The 24988-nt window shown below is 62.0% G+C and carries 22 protein-coding genes; 16 read left to right on the top strand and 6 right to left on the bottom strand.

The window, feature by feature from the left end; all coding sequences use genetic code 11:
• The first annotated feature begins 22 nt into the window (after nucleotides 1–22).
• From leuC to accD, 11 genes are all read left to right on the top strand, one after another.
• Nucleotides 23–1444: a 3-isopropylmalate dehydratase large subunit gene (gene leuC / locus ACNAZA_RS02580; RefSeq protein ID WP_415794825.1), complete on the top strand. Its 1422-nt coding sequence runs from the start codon at nucleotides 23–25 to the stop codon at nucleotides 1442–1444.
• 22 nt (nucleotides 1445–1466) lie between these two features.
• A complete protein-coding gene (locus ACNAZA_RS02575) occupies nucleotides 1467–1592 on the top strand; it encodes an entericidin A/B family lipoprotein (protein WP_043007199.1) in 126 nt (41 codons plus the stop codon).
• Nucleotides 1593–1618: 26 nt separating this feature from the next.
• Nucleotides 1619–2275: a 3-isopropylmalate dehydratase small subunit gene (leuD, locus tag ACNAZA_RS02570; protein ID WP_415794824.1), complete on the top strand. Its 657-nt coding sequence runs from the start codon at nucleotides 1619–1621 to the stop codon at nucleotides 2273–2275.
• A 109-nt stretch (nucleotides 2276–2384) separates the two neighbouring features.
• Nucleotides 2385–3461, top strand: coding sequence for a 3-isopropylmalate dehydrogenase (gene leuB, locus ACNAZA_RS02565; RefSeq protein ID WP_415794823.1), 1077 nt, complete (start codon nucleotides 2385–2387; stop codon nucleotides 3459–3461).
• A gap of 398 nt (nucleotides 3462–3859) precedes the next feature.
• Nucleotides 3860–4972 (top strand): aspartate-semialdehyde dehydrogenase, encoded by a 1113-nt coding sequence (asd, locus tag ACNAZA_RS02560; RefSeq protein WP_415794822.1) that lies wholly within the window; start codon nucleotides 3860–3862, stop codon nucleotides 4970–4972.
• A 443-nt stretch (nucleotides 4973–5415) separates the two neighbouring features.
• Nucleotides 5416–8205, top strand: coding sequence for a FimV/HubP family polar landmark protein (locus tag ACNAZA_RS02555; RefSeq protein WP_415794820.1), 2790 nt, complete (start codon nucleotides 5416–5418; stop codon nucleotides 8203–8205).
• A gap of 38 nt (nucleotides 8206–8243) precedes the next feature.
• Nucleotides 8244–9089: a tRNA pseudouridine(38-40) synthase TruA gene (truA, locus tag ACNAZA_RS02550; RefSeq protein WP_120970746.1), complete on the top strand. Its 846-nt coding sequence runs from the start codon at nucleotides 8244–8246 to the stop codon at nucleotides 9087–9089.
• On the top strand, nucleotides 9073–9810 hold the full coding sequence (locus tag ACNAZA_RS02545) for a phosphoribosylanthranilate isomerase (RefSeq protein ID WP_415794818.1): 738 nt from the start codon (nucleotides 9073–9075) through the stop codon (nucleotides 9808–9810). The genes truA and ACNAZA_RS02545 overlap by 17 nt, the downstream gene beginning before the upstream one ends.
• Entirely contained in the window at nucleotides 9803–11113 is a 1311-nt protein-coding gene (gene trpB, locus ACNAZA_RS02540) for a tryptophan synthase subunit beta (protein WP_415794817.1), read from the top strand. Before ACNAZA_RS02545 ends, trpB begins: the two co-directional genes overlap by 8 nt.
• The gene (gene trpA / locus ACNAZA_RS02535; RefSeq protein ID WP_415794816.1) at nucleotides 11110–11919 is read left to right on the top strand and encodes a tryptophan synthase subunit alpha; all 810 of its coding nucleotides are present in this window, start codon (nucleotides 11110–11112) and stop codon (nucleotides 11917–11919) included. The genes trpB and trpA overlap by 4 nt, the downstream gene beginning before the upstream one ends.
• A gap of 186 nt (nucleotides 11920–12105) precedes the next feature.
• Nucleotides 12106–12981 (top strand): acetyl-CoA carboxylase, carboxyltransferase subunit beta, encoded by an 876-nt coding sequence (accD, locus tag ACNAZA_RS02530; RefSeq protein WP_415794815.1) that lies wholly within the window; start codon nucleotides 12106–12108, stop codon nucleotides 12979–12981.
• A gap of 78 nt (nucleotides 12982–13059) precedes the next feature.
• Here the strand turns inward: accD and ACNAZA_RS02525 are convergent, their stop codons facing one another.
• The gene (locus ACNAZA_RS02525) at nucleotides 13060–13629 is read right to left on the bottom strand and encodes a YggT family protein (protein WP_415794814.1); all 570 of its coding nucleotides are present in this window, start codon (nucleotides 13627–13629) and stop codon (nucleotides 13060–13062) included.
• 67 nt (nucleotides 13630–13696) lie between these two features.
• Here ACNAZA_RS02525 and ACNAZA_RS02520 point away from each other — a divergent pair, with 67 nt between their 5' ends.
• The 5 genes from ACNAZA_RS02520 (at nucleotide 13697) to ACNAZA_RS02500 (ending at nucleotide 19275) form a co-directional block, all read left to right on the top strand.
• Nucleotides 13697–14344, top strand: coding sequence for an LON peptidase substrate-binding domain-containing protein (locus ACNAZA_RS02520; RefSeq protein WP_415794813.1), 648 nt, complete (start codon nucleotides 13697–13699; stop codon nucleotides 14342–14344).
• 253 nt (nucleotides 14345–14597) lie between these two features.
• The gene (gene lysS / locus ACNAZA_RS02515) at nucleotides 14598–16142 is read left to right on the top strand and encodes a lysine--tRNA ligase (protein ID WP_415794812.1); all 1545 of its coding nucleotides are present in this window, start codon (nucleotides 14598–14600) and stop codon (nucleotides 16140–16142) included.
• Nucleotides 16143–16303: 161 nt separating this feature from the next.
• Nucleotides 16304–17350, top strand: a complete 1047-nt coding sequence (locus ACNAZA_RS02510; RefSeq protein ID WP_415794810.1) for a hypothetical protein — start codon at nucleotides 16304–16306, stop codon at nucleotides 17348–17350.
• Between the two features lie 130 nt (nucleotides 17351–17480).
• Nucleotides 17481–18539 (top strand): GGDEF domain-containing response regulator, encoded by a 1059-nt coding sequence (locus ACNAZA_RS02505; protein WP_415794809.1) that lies wholly within the window; start codon nucleotides 17481–17483, stop codon nucleotides 18537–18539.
• 91 nt (nucleotides 18540–18630) lie between these two features.
• The gene (locus ACNAZA_RS02500; protein ID WP_205589351.1) at nucleotides 18631–19275 is read left to right on the top strand and encodes a mechanosensitive ion channel family protein; all 645 of its coding nucleotides are present in this window, start codon (nucleotides 18631–18633) and stop codon (nucleotides 19273–19275) included.
• A gap of 244 nt (nucleotides 19276–19519) precedes the next feature.
• Here ACNAZA_RS02500 and purT read toward each other — a convergent pair whose 3' ends face one another.
• From purT to ACNAZA_RS02475, 5 genes are all read right to left on the bottom strand, one after another.
• Complete coding sequence (gene purT / locus ACNAZA_RS02495; protein ID WP_415794807.1) at nucleotides 19520–20737, bottom strand: formate-dependent phosphoribosylglycinamide formyltransferase; 1218 nt, start codon at nucleotides 20735–20737, stop codon at nucleotides 19520–19522.
• 83 nt (nucleotides 20738–20820) lie between these two features.
• A complete protein-coding gene (locus ACNAZA_RS02490) occupies nucleotides 20821–21261 on the bottom strand; it encodes a hypothetical protein (protein ID WP_415794806.1) in 441 nt (146 codons plus the stop codon).
• Between the two features lie 227 nt (nucleotides 21262–21488).
• Nucleotides 21489–21959, bottom strand: a complete 471-nt coding sequence (locus ACNAZA_RS02485; protein ID WP_415794805.1) for a hypothetical protein — start codon at nucleotides 21957–21959, stop codon at nucleotides 21489–21491.
• Nucleotides 21960–22015: 56 nt separating this feature from the next.
• Complete coding sequence (locus ACNAZA_RS02480) at nucleotides 22016–23071, bottom strand: 6-phosphofructokinase (protein WP_415794804.1); 1056 nt, start codon at nucleotides 23069–23071, stop codon at nucleotides 22016–22018.
• A gap of 119 nt (nucleotides 23072–23190) precedes the next feature.
• Nucleotides 23191–24978 (bottom strand): ABC transporter ATP-binding protein/permease, encoded by a 1788-nt coding sequence (locus ACNAZA_RS02475; RefSeq protein WP_415794803.1) that lies wholly within the window; start codon nucleotides 24976–24978, stop codon nucleotides 23191–23193.
• Nucleotides 24979–24988: the final 10 nt, after the last annotated feature.

The raw sequence follows: 24988 nt of genomic DNA, 5'->3' as shown, positions 1-24988 counted from the left end.
ACCCAACGACCACGAGACAACCATGGGACGCACCCTCTACGACAAGATTTTTGACGAGCACGTCATCCATACTGAAGAAGACGGCACCTCCATCCTCTACATCGACCGGCATCTGGTCCATGAAGTGACCAGCCCCCAGGCCTTTGAAGGCCTGCGCGTGGCCGGCCGCAAGCTGTGGCGCATCAGCTCCGTGGTGGCCACTGCCGACCACAACACGCCCACCACCGGCTGGGAGCGCGGCTATGACGGCATTGACGACCCAATCAGCAAAGAGCAGATCGTCACGCTCAACAGCAATATTGCCGAGTTCGGCTCGGCCGCCTTCTTCCCCTTCATGGACAAGGGCCAGGGCATTGTGCACGTCATGGGCCCCGAGCAAGGCGCAACCCTGCCCGGCATGACCGTGGTCTGCGGGGACAGCCACACTTCCACCCACGGCGCTTTCGGCGCGCTGGCCCACGGCATCGGCACTTCGGAAGTCGAGCACGTGATGGCCACCCAGACGCTGCTGGCCAAGAAGGCCAAGAACATGCTGGTGCTGGTCAACGGCAAGGTCGCCCCCGGCGTGACCGCCAAGGACATCGTGCTGGCCGTCATCGGCAAGATCGGCACGGCTGGCGGCACGGGCTACACCATCGAGTTCGCGGGCGAAGCTTTCCGCGACCTGTCCATCGAAGGCCGTATGACCGTCTGCAACATGGCCATCGAAGCCGGTGCGCGCGCCGGCCTGGTGGCCGTGGACGACAAGACCATCAGCTACGTCAAGGGCCGCCCCCTGGCCCCCACCGGTGCCGAGTGGGATGCCGCCGTTGCCTACTGGAAGACGCTGCACTCCGATGCCGATGCGAAATTCGACCGCGTGGTGGAATTGAACGGCGCCGACATCGTGCCTCAGGTCACCTGGGGCACCTCGCCCGAGATGGTGCTGGGCATCGACGCCTGCGTGCCCGATCCCGACAAGGAAAAGGACAGCAACAAGCGCGGCGCCATCGAGCGCGCGCTGACCTATATGGCGCTGGAGCCCGGCAAGCCTTTGAACGACATCTTTGTGGACAAGGTCTTCATCGGTTCCTGCACCAACAGCCGCATCGAAGACATGCGCGAAGCCGCTGCCGTGGTCAAGAAACTGGGCCAGAAAGTGGCCAGAAACATCAAGCTGGCCATGGTGGTGCCCGGCTCCGGCCTGGTCAAGGAGCAGGCCGAGCGCGAAGGCCTGGATGTGATCTTCAAGGCCGCCGGCTTTGAATGGCGCGAACCCGGTTGCAGCATGTGCCTGGCCATGAATGCCGACCGCCTGGAGCCCGGCGAGCGCTGCGCCTCCACCAGCAACCGCAACTTCGAAGGCCGACAAGGCGCCGGTGGCCGCACCCATCTGGTCAGCCCGGCCATGGCTGCTGCAGCCGCCATCCACGGCCACTTTGTCGATATCCGCAAGTTCGCCTAAAAATCTTTCAGCGAGACAGAGCATGAAGCCTTCCGTCACGATTCTTTTGATCGGCCTGGCCTTCACCATGGCCGCCTGCAACACCGTCAAGGGCCTTGGCCAGGACGTGCAAAGCGCAGGCAGCGCCATCGAGCGCGCCGCTCGCTGAACCCCTTGATCCTTGGAATTCACGCCATGCAAAAATTCACCGTGCACAAGGGCCTTGTCGCCCCCATGGACCGCGAAAACGTCGATACCGACGCCATCATCCCCAAGCAGTTCCTCAAGTCGATCAAGAAGACCGGCTTTGGCGTGAACCTGTTTGACGAATGGCGCTATCTGGACCAGCCCGGCCAGCCCGGCGTGCCCGAATCGGATCGCAAGCCCAACCCCGACTTCGTGCTCAACCAGCCGCGCTACAAAGGCGCATCCATCCTGATTGCGCGCAACAACTTCGGCTGCGGCTCCAGCCGCGAGCATGCGCCCTGGGCGCTGGATCAATACGGTTTTCGCGCCGTGCTGGCCCCCAGCTTTGCCGACATCTTCTTCAACAACTGCTTCAAGAACGGCCTGCTGCCCATCGTCTTGCCCGAAGCCGTGATCGAAGAGCTGTTCAATGCCGTCCATGCCTTCCCCGGCTACGAGCTGACCATCGATCTGGAGCGCCAGGTCATTGTTCGCCCCCAGGGCGAAGAAATCCCTTTCGACGTGATCGCCTTTCGCAAGTACTGCCTGCTCAACGGCTTTGACGATATCGGCCTCACGCTGCGCCACGAAGACAAGATCAAGGCCTTCGAAGCCGAGCGTCTGGCCACCAAGCCCTGGCTGGCACACACTCTGGTTCAGAAGTAACTATCAATAAATGAGCTGCTAGCGCTTTGAATTCGTAGATTTCAATATCAATTGAATCTAAAGTCTATGAATAATGGGCGTAAGCAGCTATCAAATTAAAAGGAACATCATGAAGATCGCAGTTCTGCCCGGAGACGGCATCGGCCCAGAAATCATTGCGGAAGCCGTCAAGGTTCTGAACGCTCTGAACCTGGACCTGCAAATGGAAACCGCCCCCGTGGGCGGCGCGGGCTACGAGGCCTCCGGTCACCCCCTGCCTCCCGCCACGCTGAAGCTGGCACAGGAAGCCGACGCCATCCTGTTCGGCGCCGTGGGCGACTGGAAGTACGACACGCTGGACCGCCCTCTGCGCCCCGAGCAAGCCATTCTGGGCCTGCGCAAGGCTCTGGGCCTGTTCGCCAACTTCCGTCCCGCCATCTGCTACAAGGAACTGACCCACGCCTCCAGCCTCAAGCCCGAGCTGGTTGCCGGCCTGGACATCCTCATCATCCGCGAGCTGACGGGCGACATCTATTTCGGCCAGCCACGCGGCCGCCGCGAGGCACCGGACGGTCACTTCCCCGGTTCCGAAGAAGCTTTCGACACCATGCGCTACTCGCGCCCCGAGATCGAGCGCATTGCCCATGTGGCCTTCCAGGCCGCCCAAAAGCGCGACAAGCGCGTGACCAGCGTGGACAAATCCAATGTGCTGGAAACCTTCCAGCTGTGGAAGGACGTGGTCACCGAAGTCGCCAAGCAATACCCCGATGTAGCGCTGGACCACATGTACGTGGACAACGCCGCCATGCAGCTGGTCAAGGAACCCAAGCGCTTTGACGTGGTGGTCACCGGCAATATGTTCGGCGACATCCTGTCCGACGAAGCCTCCATGCTGACCGGCTCCATCGGCATGCTGCCCAGCGCCAGCCTGAACGACAAAAAGCAAGGCCTGTACGAGCCCAGCCACGGCTCGGCCCCCGACATCGCCGGCAAGGGCATTGCCAATCCGCTGGCCACCATCCTGAGCGCCGCCATGATGCTGCGCTTCAGCCTGGGGCAGGAAGCGGCCGCTCTGAAGATCGAAGCCGCCGTGCAACAAGTGCTGGCCGACGGCCTGCGCACCGCCGACATCTACAGCGAAGGCACGACCAAGGTCAGCACCGCCCAGATGGGCGACGCCGTGGTCAAGGCCCTGGCCTCGGTATAAGGCTCAAGCACCGCTGAACGCAGGGGCACCCAGGCGCCCCTGGGTTCAGCGGCAAATTTGCAGGACCACCGTGCTGATTGATGCGGTTTCAAGGCGTAAATCAGCAAAACGTCAAAATTAATATGAATTTTTCGTCGGATTGACGAATACATTTATCATTTTTAACGAAGAGTGATTTCAGCAGATTGGCTAGAATCACTGCACTTATGTTTGCCACACGCCTTTTCATCACTGAAATCACAACACCTGCTGCTCAAGCCGGTGTGGACGCGTGCGCAATCACCATTAAGACGATTACCGGCTGACCCAGCCCGGTTCGTCGTGCGCCCTTTCCGGCCTAGACGAGCCGGACGAAGCAGTCTCAAGCTACTGTTTTCAATACTGAAAGGGCGTTTCAAATGAGCAAGCAACTAGTGGGTTTGGTGGGCTGGCGCGGCATGGTCGGTTCCGTGCTGATGGACCGCATGCAAGCCGAAGGCGACTTCGAGCTGATCGAGCCTGTGTTCTTCTCCACCTCCAATGCCGGCGGCAAGGCTCCGGCCATGGCCAAGACCCACACCCAGCTCAAGGATGCCAACGACATCGCCGAACTGTCCAAGTGCGACGTCATCATCACCTGCCAAGGCGGTGACTACACCAAGGACGTGTTCCCCAAGATCCGCGCCGCCGGCTGGAACGGCCACTGGATCGATGCCGCATCTTCGCTGCGCATGGAAGACAACGCAGTCATCGTGCTGGATCCCGTCAACGATGATCTGATCAAGACCAAGCTGGCCGCCGGCGGCAAGAACTGGATCGGCGGCAACTGCACCAACTCCATCTTGCTGATGGGCCTGGGCGGCCTGTTCAAGGCCGGTCTGGTGGAATGGGTCTCCTCCATGACCTACCAGGCGGCATCGGGCGGCGGCGCCAACCATATGCGCGAACTGCTCAAGGGCATGGGCGTGGTCCACGCTGCCGTGGCCGACGAGCTGGCCACGCCGGCTTCCGCAATTTTGGAAATCGACCGCAAGGTTGCCACCACCATCCGCGAAGACGTGCCCACCGAATTCTTCGGCGCCCCTCTGGCCGGCGGCCTGATCCCCTGGATCGACGCCCAGCTGGACAACGGCCAGTCCAAGGAAGAGTGGAAGGGCCAGGCCGAAGTCAACAAGATCCTCGGCACCGAAGCCACCATCCCCGTGGACGGCCTGTGCGTGCGCATCGGCGCCATGCGCTGCCACAGCCTGGCCCTGACGCTCAAGCTCAAGAAGGATCTGTCTCTCGAGGAGATCGAAGCCCTGATCAAGAACGGCAACCCCTGGGTGAAGTTCGTGGCCAACGAGCGCGCCCTGACCGTCAAGGAACTGACGCCAGCCGCCACCACCGGCGGCCTGGAAGTGGCTGTGGGCCGCGTGCGCAAGCTGAACATGGGCCCCGAGTATGTGTCGGCCTTCGTGATCGGTGACCAGTTGCTGTGGGGCGCTGCCGAGCCTCTGCGTCGCATGCTGCGCATTTTGCTGGCCGCCTGATTGCTGCCACCAAGCATTTGATGCCCATCCGGGCAGGGCTCTGATTCGCTACGCGGATTTGAGTCAGCACAAACAGCGCCATGTCATCGTCCAGATGCATGGCGCTTTTTCTTGACTTGGCCGCCGCTGCGGCACAATCTCAGCCATGTAACATGGCAGAAACAGCCCTGGCTTTGGCTCTGCCGGCTCCACCTGCACCGCTGCACAGCAGCCAGCATCGATACACTGGCTTGTATCTCGTTGCCATTCGGCAACATTCCTCTGTTTCACCCACCAGGCTTTTGCTCACAATGCGATAGCGTGGTTGACAATGCAAACCACGTACCCGGCTCAACGAGACTCTTTTTGAACTGGGTAAATTTCAATTACAAATGTGCATGGATGAGTCTGGCCAAAAGAAAAAGATTGCTCGCCCGATTGCACATATCAACGCTTGATGCCCTATGCAACGCTGGAAACTCTCTGCGCTCGCCGCTGCGACCCTTGCCTTCTCAGGCTTAACTTCCTCTAACGCATGGGCACTCGCACTGGGCCGCATCACCGTACAGTCCGCTCTTGGCGAGCCTCTGCGCGCCGAAGTGGAGATTCCTCAGCTGACCTCTGCCGAAGCAGACAATCTGCAGGCCAGTATTGCCTCGCCAGCCGCTTTCCGCTCCCAGGGCGTGGAATACTCAGGCATTGCCAGCTCTGTGCGCATCAAGGTGCAAAAGCGCGCCAATGGCACGGCCGTGCTCCAGCTGAGCAGCTTCCAACCGGTCAACGATCCTTTTATTGACCTGGTCATCGATGCCAACTGGACGTCCGGCAATCTGCAGCGTAGCTACACCCTGCTGCTGGACCCGCCCGCCGCACGCCGCCCGGCTCCCGTCGTCACGGCCGCCGCCCAGACCTCGGCTCCTGAAGTGGCTCCTCGTCCCCGCCCCATTCCACCGCTGGCTGCAGAGCGACCAATCGAGCGCGCCGCCTCCTCTGTGCGCAACAAGCGCGGCAGCGAGGAAAGCACCCCGCGCAAGCGCGCAGCGGAAACAACTTCGCCAACTGCACAGGTCGCAGGCGAGAAGAGCATCAAGATCAAGCCGGGCGACACCGCCAGCCGGCTGGCTGCCCGCTATCGCCCCGCAGGCGTTTCGCTCGATCAGATGCTGGTCGCTATGCTGCGCAGCAACCCGCAGGCATTTGTCAACGACAACGTGAACCAGATGCGCAGCGGCGCCGTGATCGAAGTGCCCGACGCTGGAGCTGCCAAGGCCACATCGCCGCGCGAAGCACGTCAGATCCTGGCTGCCCAGTCGCGCGACTTCAACGAATTCCGCCGCCTGCTGGCGGGCGCTGCGCCATCCGTGCCCGTGGAAGCGGCAAGCCGCACGGCGTCGGGCCAGGTCCAAGCCCAGGTGCAGGACGCCAAGCCCGGCACAGCTGCTCCCGACAAGCTCACTCTGTCCAAGGGCGCCGTCAAAGCCGTGGCCGAGGACGAGAAGCTGGCCCAGCAAAAGCAATCGGCAGACCAGTCCAACCGTGTCGATGAGCTCAAACGCAATATCGCCGAACTGAACCAGATTGCCGCGGCAAGCAAGCCCGATGCTGTTCCGGCCACTGGAGCAGCGGCAGACCCCGCTGCGCCGACCACCGCCGCAACAGACAGCACCAAACCGGCTGCAGCCCCGGATCCATCTGCGACTGCAGCTACCGAAAATGCAGCACCCGCTGCCGCTGCCGCTAGCGCGCCAACGGCGGCGCCCGCTCCGGCACCCAAGCCTGCCCCCGTGGCGGCACCAGCTCCCGTCCCGGCAGAACCTGGTTTTATCGACAACCTGCTGGCAGACCCCACGATCCCGCTGGCAGGCGCGGCCATTCTGGCCCTGCTGCTCGGTTATGGCGGCTACCGCGTGGCACAGCGCCGCAAGGCTGCAGCCGTCGCGGGCGACAGTACGCTGATTGACAGCCGACTCGACTCCTTTTTTGGCAGCAGCGGCGGCCAGCGCGTGGATACCGGCATCAGCAGCCAGATGTCGGGCCACTCCATGCATTACTCGCCCAGCCAACTCGACGCCGGCGATGTGGACCCTCTGGCCGAAGCCGATGTGTACCTGGCCTACGGCCGTGATCTGCAAGCCGAGGAAATCCTCAAGGAAGCGCTGCGCAGCACTCCGAGCCGCCTGGCCCTGCATCAAAAGCTGGGCGAAATCTACGCCAAGCGTCACGACCGCCTGTCTTTTGAGGCCACCGCCAACCATGTCTACGCCCTGACCCAGGGCCAGGGTGTGGAATGGCAGCGTCTGTCCGATCAAGGTCGCATTCTCGATCCCGACAACGCCCTCTACCAGCCCGGCGGCAGCCCCCAGCCCCGCTCGGCAGCCAGCGCTCAGGCGTTCATGCCCTCCCAGTTCTCGGCCACCGAACCCGCATCGACCCAAATGGGCCGCGTCGCAGCCGCCTCGGCCGTTACGGCGGTGGGAGCCGCCGGCTTGGCTGCAGCCCATCAAACGCTTCAGTCAGGCTATCAACCACCCCACGATGACCGTGAAGGCCCCGCCACCTTGCCGCTGGACATGGATCTGGGCATGGACCTGGATCTGCCCGGCGGTCTGGCCGATGCCAGTCTTTCCTCGCAGCCAATGCCTATGGAAGCCCATATTCCTCAGCCCAGCGCTCAGGACTTTGACGCTCTGGAGTTCAGCGACTCCCGGCCCGCAGCCCAGCCCCCTGCAGCAAGCCTGCCCACATCGGCGCCCCCCCCGGCCGACAACAGTCTGAACATGGATTTTTCGGCTATGGAGGCCTTCACGCCACCGATTGCGCCCGCCGACAACAGCCAGGCTTTTGCCGCCACCTCGCTGGACGCGCTGGAGTTCAATCTGGACAGTTTCACCCTGCCCCTGACCCCATCTGCAGCAGAAACCCGCGCACCTGGTCTGACCGAGGAGCGCGCAACCGAACAGCAGCCTCCGGAGCCAGCCAAAGACCCGGTCGCCAACAGCCATATCATGGACTTCGATCTTGGCGGCCTGAGCCTGGATCTGGGCGGCGGCCCTGCCTCCAGCCCCGCGCCGACCGCAGTGGCTGCCGCGCCGACCACGCCTGAGGATCCCCTAGCCACCAAACTGGCCCTGGCTGAGGAATTCAATGCCATTGGCGATGCCGACGGTGCGCGTACACTGATAGAAGAAGTGATTGCCGAAGCCCACGGCGATCTCAAGACCAAGGCCCAGAGCCTGCTCTCCCAGATTGGTTGAAATTTGATGTATTTGAACCCCGCGCCAGGGGCATTGCCATGCGCATAGCTCTTGGCGTCAGCTACAACGGTCAGGCCTACAACGGCTGGCAAAGCCAGTCCTCAGGCAACACCGTACAAGACAAACTCGAAGCGGCCCTGGGCCGCTTTGCTACTGAAAAAGTCTCCACCGTCTGCGCCGGCCGCACCGATGCAGGCGTCCACGGCCTCATGCAGGTGGTGCACTTTGACACCGAGCTGGAGCGTGCTCCCTATTCCTGGGTGCGCGGTACCAACACCTTTTTGCCGCCCGATATCGCCGTGCAATGGGCCCACCCCGTCGCTGAAGACTTTCACTCGCGTTTTTGCGCCACCGGCCGCCGCTATGCCTATGTGCTGCTGCAGTCGCCCGTGCGCCCCAGCGTGGAGGCCGGCCGCGTGGGCTGGATGTTCTACCCTCTTGATGGCGAGGCCATGCAGCAAGGCGCCAGCTACCTGCTGGGCGAACACGACTTCAGCTCGTTTCGCGCCTCGGCCTGCCAGGCCAAGAGCCCGGTCAAGACCCTGTACGACATCCGCATCACGCGCCGCCTGATCAGCGGCGGCTCCCAGGCCGCCGCCAGCGCCATGCGCCCCGGCGACGAGCCCATGGAATGCTGCTACTGGCGTTTCGAATTTGACGGCAGCGCATTCCTGCACCACATGGTGCGCAACATCATGGGCTGCCTGATCAACATCGGCCAGAAGCAATGCCCGCCCGAGTGGATGCAGCAGGTGCTCGATGCCCGCTCGCGCGATGCCGCCGCCCCTACCTTCGCGCCGGATGGTCTTTATTTTCTCGGCCCCATGTATGAGGAAAAATGGGGCCTGCCCACCCGTACGGCAGCCTATGACTGGCTACCCTGACGCCATGCACAGCACACAGCACCGAACCCGAATCAAGATCTGCGGCCTCACCCGTGAAGAGGACGTGGATGCCGCCGTGGCCGCCGGAGCCGATGCCATAGGCTTTGTGCTCTATGCAAAAAGCCCGCGTGCCGTATCGGTGGCCCGCGCCGCCGAGCTGGCCAGGCGCCTGCCGCCTTTTGTCACGCCCGTGCTGTTGTTCGTGAACGAGCCCGCTTCCAATGTGATAGCTGCCTGCGAAGAAATACCGGGCGCTTGCGTGCAATTTCACGGTGATGAATCGCCAGCACAATGCCTGGAGGCCACCTTGGGTACCCGGGCATGGATGCGGGCCGCCCGCATACCCCTTGGGGATGACGCCAAGCAGTTCGACCTCGTAGAATATGCCCAACGATATTCAAAAGCCCAGGCCATCCTGCTCGACGCCCATGTCGACGGTTATGGCGGAGGCGGAAAAACATTCAATTGGTCACTCCTGCCAACAAGCGTCGCCTCTCACCTCGTTTTGTCTGGTGGACTCACGCCTGCAAACGTGACCGATGGCATCTTGCAAGTGCGCCCTCGCGGGCTGTCGCTGGCCGTTGATGTGAGCTCTGGTGTCGAGGCCGACGGCCCCGATGGCAAGCCGCTCAAGGGCATCAAGGACGCCCACAAGATTCACCGCTTCATCGCTGCCGTGCGCGCAGCGGATGCCCCAAATTTGCAGACGACACATGTTTGACTACCAATTCCCCGACGCCCGCGGCCACTTCGGCCGCTACGGTGGCAGCTTTGCCAGCGAAACCCTGACCCACGCCCTGGTCGAGCTGCGCGAGGCCTATGCCAAGTACCAGAACGACCCGGCCTTCATTGCCGAGTTCCAGTCAGAGCTGGCCCACTATGTAGGCCGTCCCTCGCCCGTCTATCACGCCTCGCGCATGTCGCGCGAGATGGGCGGAGCCCAGATCTACCTCAAGCGCGAAGACCTCAACCACACCGGTGCCCACAAGATCAACAATGTGATCGGCCAGGCAATGCTCGCCAAGCGCATGGGCAAGCCACGCATCATTGCCGAGACCGGTGCCGGTCAGCACGGCGTGGCCACGGCCACCATCTGCGCCCGCTACGGCCTGGAATGCATCGTCTACATGGGTGCCGAGGACGTGAAACGTCAAAGCCCCAATGTCTACCGCATGAAGCTGCTAGGCGCCACCGTCGTGCCTGTGGAATCGGGCAGCAAGACCTTGAAGGACGCCCTCAACGAAGCCATGCGCGATTGGGTGGCGAATGTGGACAACACCTTCTACATCATTGGTACGGTGGCTGGTCCCCACCCCTATCCCATGCTGGTGCGCGACTTCCAGAAAGTCATTGGCGACGAGTGCCTGACGCAGATGTCCGAATTTCTGGGTGCTGACCAGCAGCCCGACGCCGTGGTGGCCTGCGTGGGCGGCGGCAGCAATGCCATGGGTATTTTCTACCCCTACATCCCCTACGAAAACACCCAGCTGATCGGCGTGGAAGCCGCCGGTGAAGGCCTTGAGAGCGGCAAGCACTCGGCCTCGCTGCAAAAAGGCAGCTCGGGCGTGCTGCACGGCAACCGCACTTTCATCCTGCAAGATGAAAACGGCCAGATCACCGAAACCCATTCCATCAGCGCCGGCCTGGACTACCCCGGCGTAGGCCCAGAACACGCCTGGCTGCAGGAGCTCGGCCGCGCCCAATACGTGGGCATTACCGACCAGGAGGCGCTGGACGCCTTCCACTACCTGTGCCGTGCTGAAGGCATCATTCCCGCGCTGGAATCCAGCCATGCCGTGGCCTATGCCATGAAGCTGGCCAAGACCATGCGCGCCGACCAATCCATTCTGGTCAGCCTCTCCGGTCGTGGCGACAAGGACATCGGTACCGTGGCCGATCTCTCGGGGGCCGAATACTTTGACCGCCCCTCCATGCGCGGCCTCACCGTCAAGGGTGGGCCAACGCATGACGGCGCCAAGACAGCCCACGGCACCAGCGCTGCGGGAGGAAACAACAAGCTATGAGCCGCATCACCACCACTTTTGACGCACTGCAGGCCGAAGGCCGTAAGGCCTTGATCCCCTACGTCACGGCAGGCTTTCCGTTCGCCGCCATCACCCCTTCCCTCATGCACGGCATGGTGGAAGCTGGTGCCGATGTGATCGAGCTGGGCATCCCCTTCTCCGACCCCATGGCCGACGGTCCCACCATCCAGCGCGCGGGCGACCGCGCCATCGCCAACGGTGTGGGTCTCAAGCAGGTGCTAGCCTATGTGGCCGAGTTCCGCCAGAAAAACACCACCACGCCCGTGGTGCTGATGGGCTATGCCAATCCGGTGGAGCGCTACGACCAGATCCACGGCGACGATGCTTTCGTCAACCAAGCCGCCCAATCCGGCGTGGACGGCATGCTGATCGTGGACTACCCGCCCGAAGAGTGCGAAGAGTTCGCTGCCAAGCTCAAGGCCCGCGACATGGATCTGATCTTCCTGCTGGCCCCCACCAGCACCGAAGAGCGCATGCAGCAGGTGGCGCGCGTGGCCAGCGGCTATGTGTACTACGTCTCGCTCAAGGGCGTGACGGGCTCCGGCACACTGGACACGAGCGCCGTGGAAGCCATGCTGCCCCGTATCCGCCAGCATGTCAGCATTCCCGTGGGCGTGGGTTTTGGCATCCGCGATGCCCAGACCGCCCATGCCATCAGCCGCGTCGCCGATGCCGTGATCATCGGCAGCCGCATCATCGACCTGCTCGACGGCCAGCCGCACGAGAAGATCGTGCCCCTGGCAATAGACTTCCTGCGCGGTGTGCGTAAGGCTCTCGACGCATAATGCTGCCCTGAAATCAGCCTCCCCCTGAGCGGCATTGCCGCTTCCCCCTTGAAAGGGGGACGACAAGCTCGCAGCGGGGCGGCCCTTGCTCGCTGTCCCTGACGGGATTGCGCCAGTGCCTGCGCCGCGCCGCTCTTATGGGTTGCGGGTGGCGCGCAGTGCAGTGGAAACTGAAAAGGAAACACCATGTCTTGGCTTGAAAAACTTCTGCCTGCAAAAATCCAGCAGACCAACCCGACGGAACGCGTACAGCAGATTCCCGAAGGTCTGTGGATCAAATGCCCCAGCTGCGAAAGCGTGCTGTACAAGACCGATCTGGAAAAGAACCAGAACGTCTGCCCTACTTGCGGCCATCACCACCGCATTGGCGCGCGCGCGCGCCTGAACCATTTCCTCGATGCCGAGGGCCGTTACGAAGTCGGCCAGGAAGTCATTCCTGTCGATCCGCTCAAGTTCAAGGACAGCCGCAAGTACCCCGAACGTCTGAAGGAAGCGCTGGAGAACACCGGCGAGACCGATGCCCTGATCGTCATGGGTGGCTCGGTCAAGAGCATCAATGTGGTCGTGGCCTGCTTTGAATTCGACTTCATGGGCGGCTCCATGGGCTCCGTGGTCGGCGAGCGCTTTGCCCGTGGCGTGGAAACCGCCATCGAGCAAAAAGTGCCCTTCATCTGCTTTACGGCCACCGGCGGTGCCCGCATGCAGGAAGGCCTGCTGTCGCTGATGCAAATGGCCAAGACCAATGCGGCGCTGACCCGCTTGGCCAAAAAAGGCCTGCCCTACATCTCGGTGCTGACCGACCCCACCATGGGTGGCGTCTCCGCCGGCTTTGCCTTCATGGGCGATATCGTGATGGCCGAGCCCAAGGCCTTGATCGGCTTTGCCGGCCCCCGCGTGATCGAGACCACCGTGCGCGTCAAGCTGCCCGAAGGCTTCCAGCGCGCCGAGTTCCTGCAGGAAAAAGGGGCTGTGGACATGATCGTGGACCGCCGCGAACTGCGCGACCGCGTCTCCAGCTCGCTGGCCATGCTGCAGCGCCTGCCTGCCGACGCCGTGGCATAAGCCAAAGCGCTAGCAAAAACAAAGCGGCCCGCGCAGATCCTGTCTGCGCGGGCCGCTGTTTTTATGCTCAGACCAGGCTTACAGTCCCGTGCTGACAATGGCGCGCAAGCCCCAGGCCTGCACATAGGCCAGCACCATCAGCAGCACCTGCAGCGCAATCAGGCCGATCAAGGCCGAGAAATCCACGTTGCCGACCAGGGGCACGAGCTTGCGTATCGGCTTGAGCAGCGGATCGGACAGACGCTGCAACACGCCGGCAATCGGCGAGTGAGGCTGGACCCAGGACAGGATGGCAAACACCAGCAAAATCCCCATCAGTCCCGACAAAGCCACTTTGGCCAGAGCGCAGAGTGCCAACCAGGGCAGAGCCAGCACCGAGCCTGCGGCCCCCGTGAGCAGCCACAGCAGCAGCATCTGCACCAATACCAGCAAGATGGCGGCCAGCAGGCTGGGCATATCCCAGCGCCCCTTGGTGGGAAACGCCTTGCGCAGCGGCAGAACAATCCAGTCAGTCAGGGCAAAAACCAGCTGGCCCACGGGATTGCCGAACGGCACCCGCTGCTGTTGCATGTAAAGACGCAGCAGACAGGCGCCGCTGATCAGGCCGACAACAATGTCCAGCACAAAGGTAAGAATCTCAAACAGCATGGAAGGTGTTCAGTCCAAAGAAGTGAAAGGCGGTAGCGCCGGTTCCATGGGATGATAGCCGCCCACCATGACCGATAGCATCACCCTGCATTCTCTGCCCCTGTTCCCCCTGGGCACCGTGCTGTTTCCCGGCGGCCTGCTCAGCCTGCGCGTATTCGAGGTGCGCTATCTGGACATGGTCCGCAAATGCCAGGCGGCCAAGGCACCGTTTGGCGTGGTGGCCTTGCAAGCCGGGCAGGAGGTGCGTAAACCCGGCGCCCAGCCCGAACAGCTGCACCCCGAGGGCGTGCTAGCCCAGCTCGTGCAGCTTGACAACTCCCAGCCCGGACTGATGCAGCTGCAATGCCGGGGAGAACAGCGTTTTCATATCGCCAGTAGCTGGCAGTTGCCCCACGGCCTGTGGGTGGCCGATGTGCAATTGCTGGCCGATGACCCGCAGGTCGCCATCCCCGACCACCTGCGCAGTGTGGCCCGCGCCCTGGCCCAGGTGCTGCAGCAACTGCGCGCACGGGCACAAGACCCCGACCACAGCCAGCTGCCCACGCCGCAGCAACTGGACGATTGCGCCTGGGTAGCCAACCGCTGGGCCGAGCTGCTGCCGCTGCCTATCCTGATCAAGCAGCAGCTGATGACGCTGGACAATCCCTTGCTGCGCCTGGAGCTGGTGGCCGATGTGCTGGAAAAAAGCGGCATTGGTGCCTCTGACGAGGATTGAAGCCAAAAAATCAGTAAAAACAGCCTAAACCCCTTAGTTCACAAGCGCATATAGCTATGAATAAAGGAGTTTTCAAGCCAGTGCAGCGGTGCTTGGAACCGGGCATACCGCAGTCACTTCACGCCCATTTGCCACAGCTGCGCCCGGCCGGCGTCAAAAAACTTAAAATCGCAGGTTTTGGGCCGTCACTGGCGACCCATCCGCCCACTTTTTTGGTCTTCAACCGGCGTTTGACGCTGGCGCTCTCATTTTCATGACTGAACAAAACACCTCTTCCGCGGTAGAAAACACCGCCCCTCAGGACGAAAACAAACTCATCGCTGAGCGCCGCGAAAAACTCAAAGCCTTGCGCGAACACGCCAAGGCCCAGGGTGTTGCCGCTTTCCCCAACGACTTCAAGCCCGCCGACCGCGCTGCGGCCCTGATTGCCGCCCACGCCGAGCAGGCGCCCGAAGCCCTGGAAGCCGCAGCTGTCACCGTCAGCGTAGGCGGGCGCATGATGCTCAAGCGCGTCATGGGCAAGGCCAGCTTTGCCACGATTCAGGATTCCACCGGCCGCATCCAGCTGTATGTAACCCGCGACGCCGTGGGCGAAGAGCTGTATGCCGACTTCAAGAAGTGGGACCTGGGCGACATCATCGGCGCCGAAGGCGTGCTGATGAAGACCAAGACCGGCGAGCTGTCGATCAAGGTCACCCAGATCCGCATGCTCACCAAGAGCCTGCGCCCCATGCCCGACAAGTTCCACGGCATGGCCGACCAGGAACAGAAGTACCGCCAGCGCTACGTCGATCTGATGATGGACGATGAAGCCCGTACCCGCTTCATCGCCCGCAGCAAGGCCGTAGCCGGTCTGCGTGAGTTCATGGTGCAAAACGGCTTCCTGGAAGTCGAGACCCCCATGCTTCACCCCATCCCCGGCGGTGCCAACGCCAAGCCGTTTGTGACGCATCACAACGCGCTGGACCAGGAGATGTACCTGCGCATTGCGCCCGAGCTGTACCTCAAGCGTCTGGTGGTCGGCGGTTTTGAGCGCGTGTTCGAAATCAACCGCAACTTCCGCAACGAAGGCATCTCGGTGCGCCACAACCCCGAGTTCACCATGATGGAGTTCTACGCGGCCTACTGGAACTACCGCGACCTGATGGACTACACCGAAGCGCTGATCCGCGACGCCGCCCAAAAGGCCGTGGGCACGCTGCACCTGACTTACGGCGGCAAGGCCGTGGATCTGGAAGCCCCGTTCGAGCGCCTGACCATTGTGGAAGCCATCGTCAAGTACACCGAAGCCGGTGACAACGTGAATGACCGCGAATGGCTGACCAATGCCCTGAAGAAGCTGGGCATGAAGGAAGAAAAGGACAAGCTGTCCACCCGCACCCTGGCCAGCCTGCAGGTGCTGTACTTCGAGGAAGTGGTGGAAGAAAAGCTGTGGAACCCCACCTTCATCATGGAACACCCCACCGAAATCTCGCCGCTGGCCCGTGCCAATGACGAGCGCCCCGAAGTGACTGAGCGCTTTGAGCTCTACATCACCGGCCGCGAATTCGGCAACGGCTTCTCGGAACTCAACGACGCCGAAGACCAGGCTGCGCGTTTCAACGCCCAGGTCAACGCCAAGGACAGCGGTGACGACGAAGCCATGTACTACGACCATGACTTTGTGCGCGCTCTGGAATACGGCATGCCTCCCACCGGCGGCTGCGGCATCGGCATTGACCGCTTCATGATGCTGCTGACGGACAGCGCCAGCATCCGCGACATCATCCTCTTCCCCGCGCTGCGTCGCGAAAGCTGATCCGGCGCCTTGAGCGGCGCCTTCACCAGCACCTAACAGGCGACTGCATGCCCGACTTGCCATTGGCAAGACAACGGGCATGCAGTCGCCTGTTGTCATCTCTGCGCGCACGGCCCAGGCATTCAGAGGCCTGGCTGCGGCTCAATTGCCCGAAGCAGGCCATGGCTATACTGCCTCGCATGCACATTCCTCAATACTGGGCACAGGTCAGACTGCGTCACCAGACCGGCATCCGCCATGGTGCCAGTGTTCAGCGCTGGGGCTGGTCCGACAGCAGCCAGATGGATGCCGAGGCCCATGCCCGCCAGCGTGCCCAGCAAGCACTGGATGCCTTGCTCAACGCGGGTAGTGCCCGGCCGCTGGATGCGGGCTTTGAACGCATGGAATGGCGCGGCGAGTATGGACTCAATGGCGCCACCCCCATTCGGGAAGAAGTGCTGGAGCGCCGCGGCGAGACCGTGATGACGCGTAACAGCTATGGCGCGCACTGCCTCAATACGGAGCGGGTGGCGATTGCGGACGTGGATTTTCCTGCCACCAGGCCGGGACCCGGCTTTCCCGTCAAATCCCTGATTCTTTTAGCCATTGCGCTTCCCTGGCTATGGCTCACCCCGCTGGCCTGGAGTGCGGCGTTGCTGACCCTCATGGTCGTAACCGCCATGACGGGCTTGTTTTTCATCTCGCAGCTCAAAAAATGGCTGGCATGGCGCCAGCGCCAACAGTCGGAACAGGGAGCAGCCTCTGCTGCAGACCAGGCCATTGCCCGCGTGCATCAGACCGCGTCCAGGCACCCGGACTGGGGGTTGCGCATCTACCAGACACCCAAGGGTCTACGCATCATCGTCACCCATGCCGCCTGGGACTATCAGGCACCTGAAGTGCAAATTTTGTTCAAGGAACTGGGCGTCGATCCCCTGTATGCCATGCTGTGCGAGAAGCAGCAGTGTTTTCGCGCGCGGGTGAGCGCCAAGCCCTGGCGCATGGGCATGAGCGGCCTGTCCAGTACGGAGCGGCGCTGGCCTCTGCCCCCCGAGCACATGCAGGCACGCCGGCAATGGACTCTGGAATACGAGAAAAAGGCCGCCCAGTTCGCGGCCTGCCAGTTTCGGGAGCAACTGGGCAATCCTGTGCTCTGCGTTCAGGCACAGAACTTTGTTCAATGGCACGATACGGCTAGCAAGGCCCAGAGCACCCTGCCGCTGGCGTGAGGCACGTCTTACATACGAAGGAGAAAATATCGCGTACAAGGTAACAACCTATTACGATTTTCCTCGTACGTTTCGCTGGCGCGTCTCCCGACGATTCATATCTTCACAGGATTTCGAGCAAAACCAGCCCATGACAGCCTCATCTTTCACTGCCTCAACCAATCCGGCCATCGAGTCTACGGGCGCACGTTTTTCTTCGCCCGATGCCCCGGCGCCGTTTTCCGTGCTCGTGGTGGAAGACCAGCCTTCCATGCGCTCTGCGCTGGTGGCCGAACTGAAATCTGCGGGGGTCTCTCAAGTCCTTGAAGCCGAGAATGGCCGCACGGCACTAGCCCTGTTTCGCAGTGAACGCCCCGATCTGGTGCTGCTGGACATTCGCCTTCCCGGTGAGGACGGCTACTGGGTGGCCCGCCAACTGCGCGAGGCCGAGCCCGGCGAGTGGACGCCCATCATCTTTCTCTCTGGCCTGGATAACGATCTGGACGTCTGGCGCGGCATTGAGGCCGGAGGCGACGACTACCTGGTCAAGCCGGTCAAGCCTATTGTGCTGGTGGCCAAGCTGCGTGCCATGCGCCGCCTGCTCGATATGCGCCGCCGTCTGGTCACGCTATCTGGCGAGTTGCATCTGGCCAACCAGAAACTCAACGAGATGGTGGAGATGGACTCGTTGACCGGCCTGGTCAACCGCCGCGGCATGGATCGCATGCTGCACGCCGAGATTATGGCCGCCAGCCGCGAAGGCAAGCCGCTGACGCTGATGCTTTGCGACCTGGATCACTTCAAGCGTTTCAACGACACCTATGGTCACTTGCAGGGCGACGAGTGCCTCAAACATGTGGGCCGCTTGCTGCGCGATGTCTGCGTGCGCCCGCGCGATGTGGCGGCCCGCTATGGCGGCGAGGAATTTGCCCTGATCTTGCCCAATACGCCGCGCTCCGGCTCCATGACTTTTGCGCGCGCCCTGGGTCAGATGCTCAAGGCCCGAAAAATCCGCCCTCCCGACGCGCCCGAAGATTTTCAACTGACGCTTTCCGGCGGCATCACCACCTGCATTCCAGACGCCAACACCAGTGCCGAAGCCATGCTCATGCGTGCCGATGAAGCCTTGTATGCGGCCAAAAGCCAGGGCAGAAATCGCTTCTTCAGCTTCGAGATGCAGATGGATACCGTCGAGCAGCGACAGCTTTGACGCTTGACATAGCACCCTCCATGGCGCTGCCTGCCATGCCTTGTCTCAATAGACGCTAGGATGACCTCCTAGCGTTTTTTATTCTTTGGTTATGCGTCGTCTTCAAATGCACCTGCCCGAATGGATGCAGGAGTGGCTGGAAGTCCTGATTCCCGGGCTCCAGATTTTTCTCATCATTGTGGCCGCCTGGCTGCTCAACCGCCTGTTCAAGCGCATCATCTCGCGCGTGGGCCAGCACTACGACCTGCCGCACGAGCTGCTGATGCCGCTGCGCGGCGTGGTGCGCTGGGTCATCATTGCCGCCACCATCTTGCTGCTGCTGGAGCGACTCGGCATGTCAGCCACCGTGCTGTGGACGGCCTTCACCGGCTTTGCCACCGTGGGAGCGGTAGCCTTCTTTGCCGCCTGGAGCGTGCTCTCCAACCTGTTTTGCGCCATGCTCATCGTCACCGTCGGCCCCTTCCGCCTGGGCGATTACATCGAGGTGCTGGATACCGCCGAGAAGCCCGGAGCCAAAGGCCGGGTCATCGATCTGAACATGCTCTACACCACACTGCAGGACGATAGCGCCCCAGCCGGTATTCCCAATCTGCTGCAGATTCCCAACTCGCTGATCTTCCAACGCGTGATTCGCCGCTGGAAGGGCGGCATGCCCGTCGACACGTCCCCCGCCAGCGAGCATGAGGAAGCCAGCGCCATAACTCTCACCACCCCGGCCCACACGCCCCAGGCCTGATGGGCCTTTCCTGCATCGCTGCGTCAAAAAGGCTTCCCAGGAAGCCTTTTTGATGGGCGTAGAACGTGTTTACGATCTCTACGCAGCCGCGTTGAGGCGCAATCGGGATGAGTTCGAAGCGATGTGGTGCAGCTTGCACCGAGGTGCAAGCAAGCCGCGGCGCGAAGAAATCGCCCGATTTCGCCTCAACCCTTAGGGCCAGTGCCTTTGCGGGCGCGGCGCCGAGGAGATCGTAAACACGTTCTTAAGGCTTTCTGGGCTTGACCTTGCCCGCAGCCAGCTTGGCCTTGGTGCGCGCCGCTTCGATATCTGCAGCACGCGCCAGCGCCACGCCCATGCGGCGCTGCACAAAGCTCTCGGGTTTGCCGAACAGGCGCAGATCCGTGCCCTCAATCGCCAGAGCTTCGTCCACCCCGTCAAACACTAGGCCTTCGGCATCTTGGCCGCCATAGATCACGGCGCTGGCGCCGGGGTTGCGCAAACTGGCGTCCACAGGCAGGCCCAGAATGGCGCGGGCATGGAGCTCAAACTCGCTTTGCCACTGCGTGATCAACGTGACCAGCCCCGTGTCATGCGGGCGAGGCGAGACCTCGCTGAACCAGACCTGCTCGCCCTTGACAAACAGCTCCACGCCAAACAGGCCCAAGCCGCCCAGATCATCGGTGACGGCCTTGGCAATCTGGCGGGATTTTTCCAATGCCGCAGGATGCATGGGGTGCGGCTGCCAGCTCTCCACATAGTCGCCGCTTTGCTGAACATGGCCTACGGGCTCGCAAAAATGCGTTTGTACCTGACCATCGGCCCCCTTGGCCCGCACAGTCAGCTGGGTGATTTCATAGTCAAAGTCGATGAAGCCTTCCACAATCACACGGCCCTTGACCACACGGCCGCCGGCCATGGCGTAGTCCCAGGCTTTTTGCACATCGGCAGGGCCGTCAATCTTACTCTGACCCTTGCCCGAGCTGCTCATCACCGGCTTGACCACGCAAGGGTAGGCAATGGCAGGCTGGCCGTCCGTGCCATCGATAGCAGCCTGCAGTTCGGCCAGCGAATCGCAAAAGCGGTAGGGGCTGGTGGACAGGCCCAGAGTTTCGGCCGCCAGACGGCGAATGCCCTCGCGGTCCATGGTCAGACGCGCGGCACGGGCCGTGGGAATGCAGGTAATGACGCCAGCGGCCTCCAGCTCTTCGAGCATGGGCGTGGCAATGGCCTCGATCTCTGGAACCACCAGGTCGGGCTTGACCTCCTCAATCAAGGCCTTGAGCTGGGCCGGATCGCTCATGGTGATGGTGCGCGCATGGTGAGCCACCTGCTGACCGGGCGCATTTTCATAGCGGTCCACCGCAATGGTTTCCACGCCCAGGCGCTGCAAGGCCATCAGCACTTCCTTGCCCAGTTCGCCGCTGCCCAGCAGCATGACTTTGGTGGCGTGGGGAGACAGAGGGGTTCCGAGAGTGGTCATAAAAATCCGGCAGGTAAATGCGTAAAAAAGGCTTTGGCGCGAAACCACGCCAAAGCCCCGATCATAGGTGCTGCGCCAGCAGCTTAGGGCAAGACCACGGCCTGTGCGCCCACCTGTACGGCACGCCCGCCTCGTGCCCTCACATGGGCCAGTGCCTGCTGCATATTGGAGAAACAGAAATTCGGATAACCGGCATGCGCAGCCACAACCTCCAGCGGCAGATGCGGCTGCTCGGCATCGCTCAGCAGTGCAGCGCGATAAAGCTCCCAGTGATTAAAGCCAGCTTCCTGCGCCAGCATGCGCAGCACATGCTTGCGCTGCACCAGGGCGCGCTGCTCAAACAACTGGGGCAGCGTCAAACCCTGCAGCAGCTGCGCGGCCATCAAGCGCCGCAGCACGGGAAGGGACTGAGCCAGCGACGAAGCCCCGGCCTGACGATGCAGCCGCTTGGCTGCACGCAGCACGGCCGAGACACGCTCAGTGCCGGACGCTTCGAAAGAAGGGATAGAAGACGAGATATGCATACCAACTCCTGTTACAGGGCATGCCTCGCTGCGAGCCCGGAATGGTATGCAAGCCAGAGGCTTGCGCTGATCAAGAAATCAAGGTGCGTTTGCTTTTGCGAGATGGGCGACCTTTCAGCCCGACGCCTATTTTAGCGGCGACCGCAGCATCACGTGCTCCACTTATTCATTTCTTCAAAATCAGTAGCAAACAGCGCATACCTGACAAGCGCTAGAGCCGGTTTCATTCAATGCGTGATCTGGCCTTGCAGGCTGCCGCGCTGTGGAATTTGGCCGGTTTCAAAGTCCATCTCGCTGGTCCAGACCGCGTCATCCCAGTTCCAGTTGCTGCTGGCCTGCTCCAGGCTGAGCACATGGACACCGCTGGCGTCCTTGACTCGCTCCTTGAGCCAGCCTATCTGGTCGCTGCGCACAAAGACCAGACAGCCCACACTCCAGTCGGCCGTGGTGATGCCCAGCGATTGCAGCTGCGGCAGCAGCGGCGCATACCAACGCTCCACCCGCTCGTTGAGGCGGTTGACCAGACCCAGCGGATAGCCCGAGGCGCTGACCTCCACCACATAGACCTGGCGGCGCGCCGGGCGCAGCACCACAAAGGCCGGACATTGCCAGCCTTCGGTGACTTCATAACGGGGGGCAACAAAGGTTTCGCCATTGGCCGTGAGCAGCTGCATCACGGCTTCTTCATGTCGATCCATGCGGAGTCTTTCCTGTGTAGAGGCTCACATTGTTGCGCAATCCGCCTGCGCGGCTCTCAAGCCTCACCCAGACAGATGCCGATATCGCGCGCCATGGTGATCAGATCGCTGTCAAGCGGTACGGTACGCTGGGTATTGGCCACATCGGCAATAGCGACCGAGCCGATCTGGCCGTTTTGCAGCGTCACCATGCGCCCAAACTGGCCGCCAATCACCAATTGCGCCGCATGGTGACCAAAGCGCGTGGCCAGCACCCGGTCAAACGGCGTGGGATCGCCGCCACGCTGCACATGGCCCAGTACCGTGGTGCGCACCTCGCTTTGGAGATGCGACTGCAGACGCTCGCGCAGCACATGGCCCACGCCGCCCAGGCGCACCGGATCGGGGCTGTGCTCTATGCGCTCGCGCACCGTCAGGCTGGCACCGCTTTCCTTGGCGCCCTCGCCAATGCAGATGATGGTGTAGCGCTGGCGCTGCTCGCGCGCCTTGCAGACATCGATGATGGCCTGCAGGTCAAAGTCGATCTCGGGCAGCAGGATGACGTCGGCCGCACCGGCAATGCCGGACTCCAGTGCCAGCCAACCGGCATGGCGGCCCATGGTCTCTACAATCATCACGCGGTGGTGACTCATGGCCGTGCTTTCGATGCGGCGCAGGCTCTCCGTCACCGTGGCCACGGCCGTATCAAAACCGAAGCTGCGCTCGCAGCTGGCAATGTCGTTGTCAATGGTCTTGGGCACGCCCACACACTGCAGCCCGATCTGACGCAGGCCGTGAGCCAGGCTCATGGTGCCGTCGCCGCCTATGACCACGGCCACATCCAGGCCCAGCGCCTGCACATTGCTGCGCACCTGATCCAGCGTGGCCTGATTGCGCAGCGGGTTCGCGCTGTTGCTGGTGCCCAAAATCGTGCCGCCCATGTGCAAGATGCCGCTGACCTCGTCCCAGGACAAGGGTTTGACGCGCGGAGCATCGCCCATCAGGCCTTCAAAGCCGTCGGCAATGCCCAGGACCTCGCACTGGCCATGGTTGATCAAGGACTTGGTGACCGCTCGGATCACCGCATTGAGGCCAGGGCAATCGCCGCCACCGGTCAGCACACCAACGCGCATGGGTTCGCTCTCCAAAGAGTCTTAAAAGCACATCATCCCATGAGAAAGTAGCCGTGAAGCCTTCGCATAATTGCCCTGCGGTTGAGACTGCTTCGCCCCAGCTGAGCACTGCGCGCGTCTCAATGGTTTTGGATCGAATCTTCCACCCGGATCTGCTGGCGCTGGGGCTCCAGCAACCAGCGCTGCTGGTGAAACTCGGTCACGCTGTCGCGGTGAGCCACCGAGACCAGGGCCCCGCCTCGCTGCTGAACCAGCTGCACCAGTTGCGCATAGATACTGGCTTCGGTGACGTTGTCCAGCGCACTGGTAGCCTCGTCGGCAAACACCCAGGCCGGACGCTTGAGCAAGACCCGCGCCACCGACAGACGCTGCTGCTCGCCGCCGGACAGGCGGCTGTTCCAGGCGGCCTGTCTATCGAGCTGCTCCTGCAGCTGCGGCAGCTGTGCATCCCGCAAGGCCTGCTTAAGCTGCTCGTCGCCATAGAGCGCGGCCAGCTCGGGATAGGCCAGGGCATCGCGCAGACTGCCATTCGGGAAGTAGGGGCGCTGGGGAATGAACATGGCATCCAGCGGCCGCTCCACCCTGCCCCGCGCAAACGGCCAGATACCGGAGAACACCCGCAGCAGCGTTGATTTTCCGCTGCCAGAAGGCCCGCTGATCAGCAGGCGCTGCCCTGGCTTTACCTGCAAGTTGGCAGCGGCTAGCATGCAGCGCCCGTCGGGCAAAAACACATCCAGTGCCTGGGCCTGCAGCTGCGCTGCCGGCGTGATCTGCACGCCTTCGTCGCCGTTTTTTTGTGCCTCATCCTGCGCACGCAGGCTGCCGTCAAACCCTGCCAGACGCTCGGTAGTCGCCCTCCAGGCGGCGATATCGGCGTAGTTGTTGACGATCCAGCTCAGCGAGTCCTGCACCTGGCCGAAGGCCGAAGAGATCTGCATGAGTTGGCCTAGCTGAATGGCACCGCTGAAAAAGCGCGGCGCCGCAATGATGAAAGGAAAGACCACGGCTGCCTGACCAAAGAAATTGGTGAACCAGATCAGGTTTTTTTGCTTTTTGACCAAATTCAGATAATTGCCCAGCGCATCGCGAAAGCGCAGGCCGATCTGCTCGCCCTCTACGCGTTCGCCCCCGTCGAGAGCAATCGCTTCAGCGTTCTCGCGCACCCGGATCATGTGATGGCGAAAATTGGCCTCCAGCTGCTGCTGACGGTTGTTCAGCCAGACCTGGGGTTTGCCGATCCAGAAGGTCAGCGCGCTGCCGGCCAGGCAGTACAGCACGGCCATCCAGACCATAAAGCCCGAGATATGCCACTGCCCGCCGCCCAACAAAGCCGGCAGACGAACATCCATCACGGCACTCAGCCCCCAGAGAATGCCGACAAAGCTCACAAAAGTGACTGCAGCATTGAGCAGCCCCATGGACAGCGACACGGTATAGGTGGTGAAAAGATTCAAGTCCTCCTGAATACGCTGATCGGGATTGTCCGGCGCTCCATCACCGCCATAGCGGCTCAGCTCCATACGGTAGAAGGCCTTGGCCGACAGCCAGCGCTGCAGCATGTGGTCGGTCAACCAGCGCCGCCAGTTGAGCTGCAGCAGCTGCGTGAGATAGAACTTGTAGACCGCGATGACGATGTAGATCAGCGCCAGCCAGAGAAAGCGCCACAGCTGCTGCCAGAACACATCGGCCTGCTTGTTTTGCAGCGCGTCATAAAACACCCGGTTCCACTCGTTGATCTGCACCAGCATGAAGACCGCCGCCAGATTGAGCGCCACGATGGCGCTCAGCAGACCCCAGGCTTTCCACTTTTCTTCGGACTGAAAATACGGTCGGGTCAGGGCAAAGGCCTGGCGAAATGCGCTCAGTCGGTCTTTGCGGGGCACCAGCTCTGGTTTCATGGGATTCATGCAAGCTTTC

Source organism: Comamonas aquatilis (assembly GCF_965139575.1).
Classification (GTDB): Bacteria; Pseudomonadota; Gammaproteobacteria; order Burkholderiales; family Burkholderiaceae_C; genus Comamonas; species Comamonas aquatilis.
The sequence above is the reverse complement of the archived record's forward strand: the minus strand, read 5'-3'. Positions and strand labels throughout refer to the sequence as shown.

What these genes read in the sequence shown, in the direction of transcription:
- leuC (WP_415794825.1), top strand. Translation starts at nt 23, where the DNA reads ATGGGACGCACCCTCTACGACAAGATTTTTGACGAGCACGTCATCCAT.
- ACNAZA_RS02575 (WP_043007199.1), top strand. Translation starts at nt 1,467, where the DNA reads ATGAAGCCTTCCGTCACGATTCTTTTGATCGGCCTGGCCTTCACCATG.
- leuD (WP_415794824.1), top strand. Translation starts at nt 1,619, where the DNA reads ATGCAAAAATTCACCGTGCACAAGGGCCTTGTCGCCCCCATGGACCGC.
- leuB (WP_415794823.1), top strand. Translation starts at nt 2,385, where the DNA reads ATGAAGATCGCAGTTCTGCCCGGAGACGGCATCGGCCCAGAAATCATT.
- asd (WP_415794822.1), top strand. Translation starts at nt 3,860, where the DNA reads ATGAGCAAGCAACTAGTGGGTTTGGTGGGCTGGCGCGGCATGGTCGGT.
- ACNAZA_RS02555 (WP_415794820.1), top strand. Translation starts at nt 5,416, where the DNA reads ATGCAACGCTGGAAACTCTCTGCGCTCGCCGCTGCGACCCTTGCCTTC.
- truA (WP_120970746.1), top strand. Translation starts at nt 8,244, where the DNA reads ATGCGCATAGCTCTTGGCGTCAGCTACAACGGTCAGGCCTACAACGGC.
- ACNAZA_RS02545 (WP_415794818.1), top strand. Translation starts at nt 9,073, where the DNA reads ATGACTGGCTACCCTGACGCCATGCACAGCACACAGCACCGAACCCGA.
- trpB (WP_415794817.1), top strand. Translation starts at nt 9,803, where the DNA reads ATGTTTGACTACCAATTCCCCGACGCCCGCGGCCACTTCGGCCGCTAC.
- trpA (WP_415794816.1), top strand. Translation starts at nt 11,110, where the DNA reads ATGAGCCGCATCACCACCACTTTTGACGCACTGCAGGCCGAAGGCCGT.
- accD (WP_415794815.1), top strand. Translation starts at nt 12,106, where the DNA reads ATGTCTTGGCTTGAAAAACTTCTGCCTGCAAAAATCCAGCAGACCAAC.
- ACNAZA_RS02525 (WP_415794814.1), bottom strand. Translation starts at nt 13,629, where the DNA reads ATGCTGTTTGAGATTCTTACCTTTGTGCTGGACATTGTTGTCGGCCTG.
- ACNAZA_RS02520 (WP_415794813.1), top strand. Translation starts at nt 13,697, where the DNA reads ATGACCGATAGCATCACCCTGCATTCTCTGCCCCTGTTCCCCCTGGGC.
- lysS (WP_415794812.1), top strand. Translation starts at nt 14,598, where the DNA reads ATGACTGAACAAAACACCTCTTCCGCGGTAGAAAACACCGCCCCTCAG.
- ACNAZA_RS02510 (WP_415794810.1), top strand. Translation starts at nt 16,304, where the DNA reads ATGGCTATACTGCCTCGCATGCACATTCCTCAATACTGGGCACAGGTC.
- ACNAZA_RS02505 (WP_415794809.1), top strand. Translation starts at nt 17,481, where the DNA reads ATGACAGCCTCATCTTTCACTGCCTCAACCAATCCGGCCATCGAGTCT.
- ACNAZA_RS02500 (WP_205589351.1), top strand. Translation starts at nt 18,631, where the DNA reads ATGCGTCGTCTTCAAATGCACCTGCCCGAATGGATGCAGGAGTGGCTG.
- purT (WP_415794807.1), bottom strand. Translation starts at nt 20,737, where the DNA reads ATGACCACTCTCGGAACCCCTCTGTCTCCCCACGCCACCAAAGTCATG.
- ACNAZA_RS02490 (WP_415794806.1), bottom strand. Translation starts at nt 21,261, where the DNA reads ATGCATATCTCGTCTTCTATCCCTTCTTTCGAAGCGTCCGGCACTGAG.
- ACNAZA_RS02485 (WP_415794805.1), bottom strand. Translation starts at nt 21,959, where the DNA reads ATGGATCGACATGAAGAAGCCGTGATGCAGCTGCTCACGGCCAATGGC.
- ACNAZA_RS02480 (WP_415794804.1), bottom strand. Translation starts at nt 23,071, where the DNA reads ATGCGCGTTGGTGTGCTGACCGGTGGCGGCGATTGCCCTGGCCTCAAT.
- ACNAZA_RS02475 (WP_415794803.1), bottom strand. Translation starts at nt 24,978, where the DNA reads ATGAATCCCATGAAACCAGAGCTGGTGCCCCGCAAAGACCGACTGAGC.